This is a genomic window from Mycolicibacterium xanthum (assembly GCF_019710635.1).
GTDB lineage: Bacteria > Actinomycetota > Actinomycetes > Mycobacteriales > Mycobacteriaceae > Mycobacterium > Mycobacterium xanthum.
On sequence record NZ_JAIFZS010000001.1, the window covers coordinates 70,603 to 82,567 of the forward strand.

11 protein-coding genes are annotated in these 11,965 nt (G+C 69.8%); 5 read left to right on the forward strand and 6 right to left on the reverse strand.

The window, feature by feature from the left end; translation table 11 throughout:
- A complete protein-coding gene (locus JDV09_RS00295; RefSeq protein ID WP_221367111.1) occupies nt 1-669 on the forward strand; it encodes a GntR family transcriptional regulator in 669 nt (222 codons plus the stop codon).
- A 66-nt stretch (nt 670-735) separates the two neighbouring features.
- Nucleotides 736-1,920, forward strand: coding sequence for a CaiB/BaiF CoA transferase family protein (locus JDV09_RS00300; protein WP_221367112.1), 1,185 nt, complete (start codon nt 736-738; stop codon nt 1,918-1,920).
- A gap of 3 nt (nt 1,921-1,923) precedes the next feature.
- On the opposite strand, the gene JDV09_RS00305 is transcribed toward JDV09_RS00300, so the two are convergent.
- The 6 genes from JDV09_RS00305 to JDV09_RS00330 are packed head-to-tail and all read right to left on the reverse strand — an operon-like array spanning nt 1,924 to nt 8,850.
- The gene (locus JDV09_RS00305; protein ID WP_221367113.1) at nt 1,924-3,426 is read right to left on the reverse strand and encodes a class I adenylate-forming enzyme family protein; all 1,503 of its coding nucleotides are present in this window, start codon (nt 3,424-3,426) and stop codon (nt 1,924-1,926) included.
- Nucleotides 3,419-4,987, reverse strand: coding sequence for a class I adenylate-forming enzyme family protein (locus JDV09_RS00310; RefSeq protein WP_221367114.1), 1,569 nt, complete (start codon nt 4,985-4,987; stop codon nt 3,419-3,421). Before JDV09_RS00310 ends, JDV09_RS00305 begins: the two co-directional genes overlap by 8 nt.
- Complete coding sequence (locus tag JDV09_RS00315; RefSeq protein ID WP_221367115.1) at nt 4,984-6,423, reverse strand: class I adenylate-forming enzyme family protein; 1,440 nt, start codon at nt 6,421-6,423, stop codon at nt 4,984-4,986. The genes JDV09_RS00310 and JDV09_RS00315 overlap by 4 nt, the downstream gene beginning before the upstream one ends.
- Nucleotides 6,423-7,208 (reverse strand): enoyl-CoA hydratase/isomerase family protein, encoded by a 786-nt coding sequence (locus JDV09_RS00320; protein WP_221367116.1) that lies wholly within the window; start codon nt 7,206-7,208, stop codon nt 6,423-6,425. The genes JDV09_RS00315 and JDV09_RS00320 overlap by 1 nt, the downstream gene beginning before the upstream one ends.
- On the reverse strand, nt 7,205-8,020 hold the full coding sequence (locus JDV09_RS00325) for an enoyl-CoA hydratase/isomerase family protein (protein WP_221367117.1): 816 nt from the start codon (nt 8,018-8,020) through the stop codon (nt 7,205-7,207). The genes JDV09_RS00320 and JDV09_RS00325 overlap by 4 nt, the downstream gene beginning before the upstream one ends.
- Nucleotides 8,021-8,034: 14 nt before the next feature.
- Complete coding sequence (locus JDV09_RS00330) at nt 8,035-8,850, reverse strand: enoyl-CoA hydratase/isomerase family protein (RefSeq protein ID WP_308123959.1); 816 nt, start codon at nt 8,848-8,850, stop codon at nt 8,035-8,037.
- 107 nt (nt 8,851-8,957) lie between these two features.
- Here JDV09_RS00330 and JDV09_RS00335 point away from each other — a divergent pair, with 107 nt between their 5' ends.
- The 3 genes from JDV09_RS00335 (at nt 8,958) to JDV09_RS00345 (ending at nt 11,874) form a co-directional block, all read left to right on the forward strand.
- Complete coding sequence (locus tag JDV09_RS00335) at nt 8,958-9,725, forward strand: FadR/GntR family transcriptional regulator (protein ID WP_221367118.1); 768 nt, start codon at nt 8,958-8,960, stop codon at nt 9,723-9,725.
- 12 nt (nt 9,726-9,737) lie between these two features.
- Nucleotides 9,738-10,619 (forward strand): enoyl-CoA hydratase/isomerase family protein, encoded by an 882-nt coding sequence (locus JDV09_RS00340; protein ID WP_221367119.1) that lies wholly within the window; start codon nt 9,738-9,740, stop codon nt 10,617-10,619.
- Nucleotides 10,620-10,698: 79 nt separating this feature from the next.
- The gene (locus JDV09_RS00345; protein WP_221367120.1) at nt 10,699-11,874 is read left to right on the forward strand and encodes a thiolase family protein; all 1,176 of its coding nucleotides are present in this window, start codon (nt 10,699-10,701) and stop codon (nt 11,872-11,874) included.
- The last annotated feature ends 91 nt before the right edge of the window (nt 11,875-11,965 follow it).

Genomic DNA, 11,965 nt, shown 5'->3' on the forward strand with positions numbered 1-11,965 from the left:
GTGAGCGTTCCCGGCTTCGCCGCGCGGCCCCAGCTCGCCGAGGATGTCGCGCGGTTCGTGCGCGGGCGGATCTTCGACGGAACCTATTCTGCGGGAACGTATGTGCGTCTCGACCAGCTGGCCGTCGAGCTGGGTGTCAGCGTGACCCCGGTTCGGGAGGCGCTGTTCGAGCTCAAGGCCGAGGGGCTGCTCGACCAGCAGCCGAGGCGCGGGTTCGTGGTGCGGCCGGTGACGCTGCGCGACGTCACCGATGTCTCGGACGTCCAGGCCTACATCGGTGGGGAGTTGACGGCCAGGGCCGCGGCCGCCATCAGCGATGCCCAGCTGCGCGAGCTGGAGCGGATCCAGGCCGAGCTCGAGCAGGCCTACGGCACCGGCGACGGGGAGCGCGCGGCCCGGCTCAACCACGAGTTCCACCGGGCCATCAACGTCGCCGCTGACTCCCCGAAGCTGGCGCAGCTGATGTCGCAGATCACCAGGTACGCCCCGGAGTCGGTGTTTCCGACCATCGACGGATGGCCGGGCGAGTCCAACGCGCACCACCGGCGCATCCTGGACGCGCTGCAGCGCCGCGACCGGGATGCGGCGCGAACGGCGATGTCCGAGCACCTCGCCGCGGGGGCGGCCCCGCTGATCGACCACCTCACCCGCCGCGGCGTCATCGAGTGATTCCGGTGCCCGCCGTCGCGCTGGGCGTGACCAACTACACCCAAATCGCAGAGGGATAGGGGGGACATGGGCGTCCTCGACGGCATCCGCGTGCTCGACTACGGCCGGTTCATCGCCGCGCCCTGGTGCTCGGCGCTGCTGGCGGACATGGGCGCCGACGTGATCCGGGTGGAGAAGCGCGAAGGCGGCGAGGACCGGTGGGTGCAGTCGGTCACCGACACCGGGGAGGGCGCAACCTTTCTTCAGTGCAACCGCAACAAGCGGTCGCTGACCCTGGACACCACCACCGACGAGGGCAGGGCGATCAGCCGGCGGCTGGTCGAGCGTTCCGACATCGTGGTGGCCAACATGCCGGCCACGGGCATGCGGGCCAGCGGCCTGGACTACCCGACGCTTCGGGCGATCAGGGCCGACATCATCCTGGCCAGTGCGACCGCCTACGGCGAGGGCGGGCCGTACAGCGACCGGATCGGCTTCGACGGTGCCGGCCAGGTGATGTCGGGCGCGGTCTACCGCCAGGGACTGCCCGATCAGCCGATCCGAACCGTGGTGCCCTATGCCGACTTCGGCACCGCGCTGACGCTGACCATCGGCGTCATGATGGCGCTGTTCCACCGCGACCGCACCGGTGCGGGCCAGCATGTGGAGGGTGCGCTGCTGCCCACGGCGATGATGCTGTCCAACGCGTTCCTGATCGAGCGTGACCTGCTGGGCACCGACAAGCCGCGGATGGGCAACCGGGGCACATCGGTGGCGCCGTGCGATCTGTATCGCACCGCAGAAGGGGGCTGGGTCCTGCTGCAGATCGCCGGGCAGCCGATGTTCCGGCGCTGGTGCCGGCTGGTGGGCCGACCCGACCTGATCGACGATCCGCGTTTCGCCGACGACGACCTGCGCTGGCAGAACGGGGACCTGCTCAACGACATCATGGCGAGCTGGTGTGCCGAGCGGACCAAGGCGGACGTACTCGGGTTGCTGGAGGATGCGAAACTCCCTGCCGCACCGATGCATTCGACCCAGGATGTGCTCGACGACCCGCAGGTTGCCGCGATGGGGTACCTGCGGCGCGTCGCGTTCCCCGGAGCAGCGCACGATGTGCCGATCATCGAGACGCCGTTCCGGCTGTCGGCCACGCCGGGCGAGATCCGCCGGCGCGCGCCGCTGCTCGGCGAGCACACCGATGAGATCCTCGACGAGATCGGCTTCACCGCTTCCGAGATCGTCGACCTGCGCCGGCGCGACGTGGTCTGAGGCTCATCCGCGTTCGAGTAGCGCCCGCAACGCGACCTTGTCGATCTTGCCGGTCGCCCCGCGCGGAACCGCATCTGCATCGTCGAGCAGCGCCCACACCGTGGGCACCTTGAAGCCGCTGAGCACGCCCCTGGCCGCGGCCCGTAGTCGCTCGCGGGTGGTGGCCGGGGTGCAGACCACCGCGGCGCCCACCCGATCGTGCTCGCCGTCGGGGACATTCGTCACGAACGCCGCAGTCACGCCGGGCAGGCTGCACAACGCCCGCTCGACCTCGGTGGGGTAGACGGAGGCCCCGCTGATCTTGAACATGTCGTCGGAGCGGCCGTGGTAGAACAGGAAGCCGTCGGCGTCGAGCCTGCCGAGGTCGCCGGTGGGGTAGTGGCCATCGGCGGTGAAGACGTCCTCCCGGCTGCGCCCGCAGATTCCACGCAGGGTGTGCGGTCCGCGGATGTGGATCATTCCGACCTCGCCGGTGGTCACCGGTTCGCCGGAGTCGGGGTCGACCACCCGGACCGTCATCCCGTCGAACGGGCGCCCACAGCTACCCCAGGCCGATTCCGGCATGTCGGTGTCCGCCGGGAAACCGCAGTAGGGACCGAAGGATTCGGTCATTCCGAACAGCCGCGCCCGCGCGCCGGGCCGGGAGCGCAGTTGTGCGGGCAGCAACGCCTCCAGGCTGCCCGGCCGCAGCGCCGACAGGTCGGCCCCGACCTCGTCCACATGCCGGGCCAGGGCTTCGGCCTGATCCGGCCAGCCGCGGAACAGCGTGACCCGCTCCTGTGCGAGCAGCCGAAGCGTGGACTCCGGGTGCGGCACCGCCTCGGTGACCAGTGTCGCACCGGCCACCAGGGCCGACATCAGGCCGCCGCCGAATCCGCCCACCCAGAAGAACGGCATCGGCAGATACAACCGGGTGTCGGCGTCGATGCAGCGCGCGGCCAGACCCGACCGCACCGCACCGATGGCGTTGCCGTGAGAGTGCCTGACGCCCTTGGGCGCACCGCTGCTGCCGGAGGTGAACATGATCGCCAGCGGATCGGCCGGGCGCACTCCCCGGCAGATGGCGTCGACGACCGGGCGTGCGGGCGCTCCGCCGGTGGGCGGGCTGCGCAGCACCGACCGCAGTGCGGGCAGCACCCCGGATGGCGGCGCTGGATCCGGGTAACGCCTGCCCCGGAACTCAGGCACGGCGATCAGGTGCTGCACGGCCGCGGTACGCAGCTGTGCGGTCAGCTCCGCCGGAGCGAGCAGCGTGCTGAGCGGGACGAGCACCGCGCCGATCCTGGTCAGTGCGAGCGCGGTTCGGGCCCATTGCACCGAGTTGGGCCAGAGCAGGCCGACCCGGGAGCCCTTGTCGATCCCGGCTTCCAGAAAGGCCGCGCCCAGCTCCCGGGTGGCGGAATCGAGCTCGGCGTAGGTGATCCGCTCGTCGCGGTCGATCACCGCGGGCTTGTCGGGGTGGCGGGCGGCCTGTTCGCGGAGCAGGGCGTCGACGGTGTCAACCATCGAACAGCTTCCGCAGCGCCGGGAAGTCGACCTTGCCGCTGGAGAGCACCGGGACCTGCGCGTGGCGCACCGTGACGAACCGGCGGGGGATCTTGTAGCTCGACAGCGTGGAGCGCAGCGCGGTGACGAGCGCCGACGGGTCCGGTGCCGGGACGGCGTCGGTGGCGATGACCGCGCCGACGATCTGGCCGCGGTCCGGGTCGGGCAGCCCGACGACGTGGGCGGCGGCGCCGGCGTCGATCGACTGCAGCGCGGCGGTCAGGGCCTTCTGCACCTCGGCCGGCGACACATTGGCACCCGCGGTCTTGATCATCGACCCGGCCCGGCCGACGAAATAGAAGAACCCGTCGGCGTCGCGGTGGACCAGGTCGCCGGTGTGGAACCAACCGTCGGCGTCGAAACACTCCTCGCGGCTGCGGCCGTAATAGCCCTGCATGACGTGCGGCCCGCGGATCAGCAGTTCCCCGATCGAACGTCCCGCATCGGTCCCGTCATCGGGATCGATCACCCGGGCCTGGAATCCCGGGGCCAACCGGCCGTACGAGCCGCGCCGGGCCTCGGGCTGATCGGTCTCGTCGCCGCTGATCAGCAGGACGCTTCCGGCCTCGGTCATGCCGAGCATGTTGTGCCGCAGTTCGGGGTCGGCGGGCCGTGCATCGGGGGCCATGATCGGGTACAGGTTGCCGTGGCGCATCGATGACAGGTCGCGGTGACCGAAGCTCGGGTGGCGGGTCAGGTGTGCGATGCCCGCGATGAAACCGTTGGTGAGCGTGGGCTTCTCGGCTTCGAGCAGGTCGAGTGTCTCAGCCGCGTCGGTGGCGTTCGAGCAGATCAGGGTCGCGCCGGCGAGCAGGGTCGCCAGCAGGCCGAACGCAAACCCGCCGATCCAGAAGAACGGCGAGTTGCAGAACAGCCGGTCGTCGGCACTCAGCCCGCGAATCTCGTTGAGTCCGAGTTGGTGTGCCAACAGCCCCGCATGGGTGTGCACGACGCCCTTGGGAGCGCTGGTCGAACCGGAGGTGTAGATGATCGCCAGGATGTCGGATCCATCGACGTCGTCCTCCCACGCCGACAGTCGCCCGTCACCGTCACCGTCGGGGGGTGGCGCGCCGTCGTCGAACACGATGCGGCGCAGCACCGGTGCGGCGGGGCTGAAGATCCGCCGGGGCGCGGCGACCGACGTGCCCAGCGCCTGGCCGAGGTCCGAGACGTAGTCGTGAGAGCGGTAGCCGCGGGCCGACACCAACACCTCGACGTCGGCGTCGACGAGTTGGTCGCGCAGTTCGGGGGGTGTGCTGAAGGTCGAGAACGGCACCAGCACGGCCCCGATGCGTGCGACTGCGAGCATCACGACGACGAACTGCGCACCGTTGGGGAACAGCAGGCCCACGTGGGTGCCCTTCCCGGCACCGGCGTCGATCAGCCGTCGCGCCCATGCCGCCGAGCATGCGAACGCCTCTGCGTAGCCGAGTCGTTCGCCGTCGCAGACCAGCAGGGCCTTGTCGCCCAGGCTCTGCCGGTCCTGCAGCACCGCGGCGACGGTCAGCTCCTCGGTGGTCATGCCGGGGCGAAGTGGGACCGCACCGCGGTCAGGTCGGGTTTACCCGAGGCGGTTCGCGGTATCGCCTCGGTGATCGCGATCTCGGTCGGGATCTCGTAGCGGGCCAGCCGGGACCGCAGGAAGGTGACGAGTTCGGCCTCGTCGGCCGAGGTGCCCGGCCGCAGTTCGACCAGGGCGACGGGCGTTTCGCCCAGGCGCGGGTCGGGCCGGGCGACGACCGCGGCGCCCTGCACCGCCGGGTGGTTCTCCAGGGCCGCGCGTACGTCGTCGGGCATCACCTTGAAACCGCCGCGGATGATGGCCTGGTCGGCCCGCCCGAGGATCCACACGAATCCGTCCGAATCGATTCGGGCCAGGTCGGTGGTGCGCAACCACTCCGAGGACCCGGCCAGCTGTGCCGGGATGACCTCGAGCAGGCCCTGCTGTCCGGGTGGCTGCGGGATGCCGTTGTGGTCGACGACGCGCAGTTGCGCCCCGGGGTTGGCCCGGCCGACGCTGCCGCGCTTGTCCTTCCAGTGCTTCCGGTGGTCGGTCAGCGTCCAGCCGGCCACCCCGCCGCCGAATTCCGTTGCCGCGTAGGAGGTCAGCACCGGGATGCCGAACTTCTCGGTGAATGCGTCGGCGTCGTCGGCCGACAGTGGGGCGGTTCCGGAGGTCACCACGCGGATACCGGCGAGGTCCTCGCGGGTGAGATCGGAGTGCAGCACCGTCCGCAGCGCGGCGGGGACGAGTGACACCGCGCCCGGCCGGTGTCTGCGCACCGCCGCGGCCCACAACTGCAGATCGAATTTCGGCAGCAGCACGAACGGACGGGCCTCGGCGACACACAGCAGCACCCGGAACACGCCGCCGACGTGCACCAGCGGCGAGTTCACGATGGCCACGCCGGGCCGGATCTCGGTGGGCGGCGTGTGTGGCTCCTGGCCGAGCACGCTGCGCGCCAGCATGTCGTAGGTGAGGTCGACGCGCTTGGGCGGTCCGGTGGTGCCGCTGGTGAGCATCCGCACCGCGACACCGGGGCGCCCGGGGTCGGCGGGCGGGTGGCCCGCGGTGACCACCGGCGGGGTGTCGAGATCGCCGATCGCCACCGTGGTGGCGTCGGTGCTCGGCGCCAGCGCGGCGAGGTCGGCCGGCAGACCCACGATCACTGGTAGCTTCAGTGCCGCGACGTCGGCGCGGGTGCGCTCGTCGCCACGGGACGGATTGATCACGACGACGGTGCCGCCGGCGGCCAGCACCCCGAGCAGCGCGGCCACATGCACCGGCTGATTGCGCAGCATGATGCCGACCCGGCCGGTGCCGGCCAGCGTGCCGATCCGCCGCGCCGCCGCCGCGAGCCGGCCCCAGCTGCACCACTGTCCGTCGTACTCGATCGCGCCGGCCGACGGATCCAGGTCCAGGACGTGGTCGATGCGCTGGGAAAGCGGGTGCGCCATCAGCGGATCCGCGGCGGCGTCTTCGGCACCGCCCGGGCCGCGAGTTCGGCCTTGGCGAGCGGATTGCCCAACCGGGTGTAGATCAGGCCCTGATCCATCGCGGCCCGGTACGGCTTGTCCAGCGACTCCCAGATGGCCTTCACGGTGCCCTGCGTCGCCGTCGGCGGTTTGGCGGCGATCGTCGCCGCGATCTGGTGCGCGCGGGACCACAGGTCCTCCTCGGCGACCACCTCGGTCACCAGACCGATCCGCAGTGCGGTCTGCGCGCAGACCCGTTCGTCGTTGCCCATCAGCGCCATCCGCAGCGTTTCGCCGAGACCGATCCGGCGCATCAGGCCCACGGGTTCCAGCGCCGACACCAGCCCGGCGCTGACGTGCGAATCGAAGAACGTGGCACCTTGCGCGCAGATCACCACGTCGGCCTCGTTGACGAAGTACAGCGCGCCCGCGGTGCACATGCCCTGCACGGCGCAGACCAACGGCTTCCACATCTTCTGCCATTTCGGGCTGAGCAGCTCACCGGGATCTTCGTGGTTCCAGACGATTTCGGGTTGTCCATAGCTGGATTTGACGTCCAGTCCGGCGGAGAAGGCGCGCTCGCCGGCGGCCCGCAGCACCACGGCGTTGATGTCCTCGTCGGCTTTGACGAGGTGCCAGACCTGTCTCATCTCCTCGCACATCGTGCGGTTGAACGCGTTGAGAGCCTCCGGCCGGTTCAGCGTCACGGTGGCGACGCGCGCCTCGTGGTCCAGATCCAGCAGGACGGTGTCGAACCGGGTCGTCATCGGCACTGCCAGTTCGGGGTGCGCTTCTCGACGAACGCCAGCGGCCCCTCCTGGGCGTCCTCGGTGCGCACCACGCGCTCGCGGAACGTCTCGGCCAGGATCTCGCCCTCGAGCAGGGGCAGGTCCAGCGTCTTGTGGATGGCCAGCCGGGTACCCCGTACGGCCAGTGGGGCGTTGGAGTTGACGATCCCGGCGATCTCGTGGGCCCGTTCGAGGAGTCGCTCGTGCTCGACGACCTCGGTGACCATGCCCAGCTCGTAGGCCCGCTGGGCGGACATCCGCTCGTACTTGCCCATCAGGGCCATCCGCAGCGCGACCGTGCGGGGCAGGACGCGCGCCAGCCGCACCATCTCCCGCGCGGCGACCAGGCCGATGCTGACGTGCGGATCGAAGAACGTGGCTTTGTCCGAGGCGATGACGATGTCGCCGGTGGTCACCCAGTCCAGGCCGGCGCCGCAACAGATCCCGTTGATCGCGGCCAGCACGGGTTTGGCCATCCGGCGGAACGGGGGAGTGCCCTCCTGCGGGGCCTCCCACTGGTCGTATGTCGACAGGTAGGGCCGTTCGTAGATGACCTTCCCGTCCTCCGGTATCGCCTTGACGTCGGCGCCGGTGCAGAACGCCCGGCCGGTGCCGGTCACGATGATCAGCCAGATCTGATCGTCGGCCTCGGCTTGATCATAGGCGGCTCGCAACTCGGTGATCATGTGCGGGGACAGCGCGTTGAGCGCCTCCGGCCGGTTCAGCGTGATGGTCGCGGTGTGCCCGTCGACGTCGTAGCCGATGGTGTCGTAGCTGCTGGGGGTTCCCACATGTGTCCCTTCGTCTATCTGCCCTGGAAGTCCGGGGTGCGCCGGTCCCGGAAGGCGGCCAGCCCCTCTTTGAAATCCGCTGTCCGGCAGGAGAGCTCGAGGCCGGCGAGCTCGTGGGCCATCGACTGCTGCAGCGAGGCGTGCAGGCCGTAGCCGATGGCCTGCTTGGCCAGGCCGATGGCGACGGTCGGGCCCGACGCCAGCCGGGTCAGCAGCGCATCGGTGCTTGCGGTGAGGTCCTCGGACCGGACGGCCTGATGGATCATTCCCCACTGTTCGGCGTCGGTGCCGGAGACCTTCTCGCCGAGCAGCAGCATGCGCCTGGCCCGCGCCACCCCGGCCAGCCGGGGGAGCAGCCAGGTCGCCCCGGAATCCGGGCTGAAGCCGCGGTCGATGAACGGCTGCCAGAGCGTCGCGTCGTCGGCGGCCACGGTGAAGTCGGCTGCCAGCGCCAGGTTGCAGCCCAGCCCCACCGCCCAGCCCGACACGCTGCACACCACGGGCAGCTGGATCGACGCGATCAGCTCGACCAGCCGGTTGGCGGTGTGCGGGATGCGCCGGGTGAGGTCGCCGGTCCGCGGTCTGCGACCCTCGCTGTTGGTGGCCACCCAATCGGCGCCCGAGCAGAAGTCACCGCCGCCGCCGGTCAGATGGATCGCGCGCAGTGAATCATCGGTGGCCGCGTCGGTGAAGATCTGTACGAGTTCACCGATCATGCTGTGACTCAGTGAGTTACGTCGATCGGGACGATCCATCGTGATGTGCAGGACGGCGTCGCCCCTGATCTGCCGCACCGCGCCGGCGTCCGTATCGTCGCGGTCCTCGTGCACCGGCCCCGTCCTCTCCGGCAGGCCTCGGGACTTTACAGATAGCCATACCGTTGGTAATACCGTTACTATCCTATACAACTTAGCAAGGAAAGGCCGTCCGGGGAACAGTGTCAGCACAGCGCATTCGCCAGCCGCGGGTCGCAGAGCTCGTGGCCTCCCGGCTGCGCGAGGACATCCTGACCGGGCGCCTCAAGGAGGGTGACGTCCTTCCGTCGCAGGAGAGCCTGTTCGCCGAGTTCGGGGTCAGCCCGCCCGCGGTGCGCGAGGCGATTCACATCCTGGAGGCCGACGGCCTGATCTCGGTTCGGCGCGGCAACGTCGGCGGGGCCGTCGTGCACCTGCCGTCGGCCGAGCGCACCGCGCAGATGATCGGCATGGTTCTGCAGACCCGCGCCGCCACCCCCGCAGACGTCAGTGAGGCGCTGCTGCACCTGGAACCCATCTGTGCGGGGATGTGTGCCGCGCGCGCCGACCGGATGACCGAGGTGGTGCCGCATCTGCGCGCGGCGATCGATGCCCAGGCCGAGCAGTTCGACACCCCGGCCTCCTACGTGCCCAATGCCCGCAGGTTCCACGAGGCGATCGTGTCGCGATGCGGCAACGAGTCGATGATCCTGCTGATCGGCGCGTTGGAGGTGATCTGGTCGGCACACGAATCCGCGGTGTGGAGCGACGAGCGCCACCCCGGCGACTCGATGGAGCCCAAGACGATGCGGGCCGCCCTTCGTGATCATCACCGGCTGCTGGAAGCCATCGTCGACGGAAACCAGGCGCGTGCGGTGCGGCTGGCCGCCGATCACCTGGGCGCCGCGCGACGCAACACCCTCGCCGCCGGCACGGACAAGACCATCGACGCCAAGCTGATCTCGAGTTGAACAGGAACCGACATGACCACGACCGCCGACGACCGGGTGCTGTTCGAGGTGGACCGCGACAAGCGGATCGCGACCATCACGCTGAACAATCCCGCCCAACGCAACTCCTATGACGCCGCGATGCGCGATCTGCTCGCGCGCTACCTCGACGAGGTGGCCGAGGACGACGACCTGACCGTGGTGCTGTTGCGCGGGGCCGGTGGCGTGTTCAGTACGGGCGCCGACATGAACAACGCCTACGGCTGGTATGGCGAGAGGGGCGCCACCGGGAAGCCGGCCAAGAGCCGGCCGAGCCAGCGCCGCCGGCTCACGGTGGACCGGCGGACGTTCGGCTTCTATCACAACCTGATGGGGTTTCCGAAGGTCACCGTCGGCGAGATCAACGGCTACGCGCTCGGCGGCGGGTTCGAGATGGCGCTGATGACCGACATCTCGGTGATCGGGCGGGCCACCCGGATCGGGATGCCGGCCACCCGCTTCCTCGGGCCCGCGCTGGGCAGCCTGCACATGTTCTTCCACCGGCTCGGTCCGGTGCTGGCGCGACGGCTGCTGCTGACCGGCGACATCATCGAGGCCGGCACGATCGAACACCTGGGCGTCTTCACCGACACCTGCGCCGACGAGTCGGTGCAGGCGCGGGCCCGCTACTGGGCCGAGAAGGCCGCGAAGATGCCCGCCGACGGGGTCGTCATCGCCAAGGAGGCGTTCCGGCTGGTCGAACAGAGTCAGGCCTACCAGGGCGAGGAGGTGGCCAGCTACATGTTCCACGCCTACGGGACGAACCTGCAGTTCGCGCCCGGCGAGTTCAACTTCGTCAAGACCCGCGCGCAGCACGGCACCAAGGAGGCCTTCCGGCTGCGCGACGAGCATTTCCACGTGTCGGAACCGGAGTGACCCGGCTCACCCTACTGCCGGCGCAACACTATCTGCTACTTTTGTAATGTTCGTTCACGCTGAAACCGAGGTCGAGATCATGCCAACACCCGTCATCGTCGGTGCCGCCAGGACGGCCATCGGCCGGTCGTTCAAGGGAACTCTGGTCAACACGACACCGGAGACCCTGATCACCAGCATCCTGCCCGAGGTGATCCGCCGCTCCGGTGTCGACCCGGCCGATATCGACGACATCATCTTCGCCGAATCCCATTACGGGGGTGGCGATCTGGCCCGGTACGCCGCCGACGCCACCGGTCTGAAGCACGTCCCGGGTCAGTCGGTCAACCGGCACTGCGCGGGCAGCCTGACCGCGATCGGCAACGCGTCCGCGCAGATCGGCTCCGGCATGGAGCGGGTACTCATCGCCGGCGGTGTGCAGTCGCTGTCGATGACCCCGCTGGTCAGCTGGCGCATCCCCGGTCCCGAACTGAAGTTCGAGGAGAAGTGGATGCCGCCGACGCACGTCGAGACACCGGACGCGCCGGGCCGCGACATGTCGATCACCGTCGGCTGGAACACCGCGCAGGCGTACGGCATCACCCGTGAGGAGATGGACGCCTGGGCGGCCCGCTCGCACCAGCGTGCGATCGCCGCGATGGACGCGGGCAAGTTCGTCGACGAGATCCTGCCGCTGAAGATCACCCAGTTCGACGGATCGGTCGTCGACTTCAGCGTCGACGAGCATCCGCGCCGCGACACCACGGCCGAGAAGCTGGCCGGGCTGAAGGTGCTGCATCCCGAGATCGAGGGATTCTCGATCACCGCGGGCAACGCCAGCGGCACCAACGACGCCTGCGCCGGTGTGGCGGTGGTGGAGGGCGATTACGCCGCGGCCAACGGGCTCAACGTGATGGCGACCGTCAAGGCCTGGGGCGCCGCGGGGGTGCCGCCGCGCGACACCGGTCTGGGTGCGGTGAAGGTCATCGGCAAGGTGCTCGACCGGGCCGGGCTCAAGCCGTCCGACATCGCGCTGTGGGAGATCAACGAGGCGTTCGCGTCGGTGCCGATCGCGGCCTGCAAGGAGTTCGGCCTCGACGAGGAACTGGTGAACTTCTCCGGAAGCGGTTGCAGCCTCGGGCACCCGATCGCGGCCTCCGGCGCGCGGATGGTCACCACGCTGGTTTACGAGTTGCAGCGTCGCGGTGGCGGCATCGGTATGGCGGCCATGTGTGCGGGTGGCGGCCAGGGCGGCGCCGTCATCGTCGAGGTCTGACTCGGTCGCTCGTCCCGCCGAGCCCGCCGACCTCGCCGATCTCCCCGGCCGAAATGGCATTCCGGCAGCGAAAGTGCGAGAGCGGGCCTGC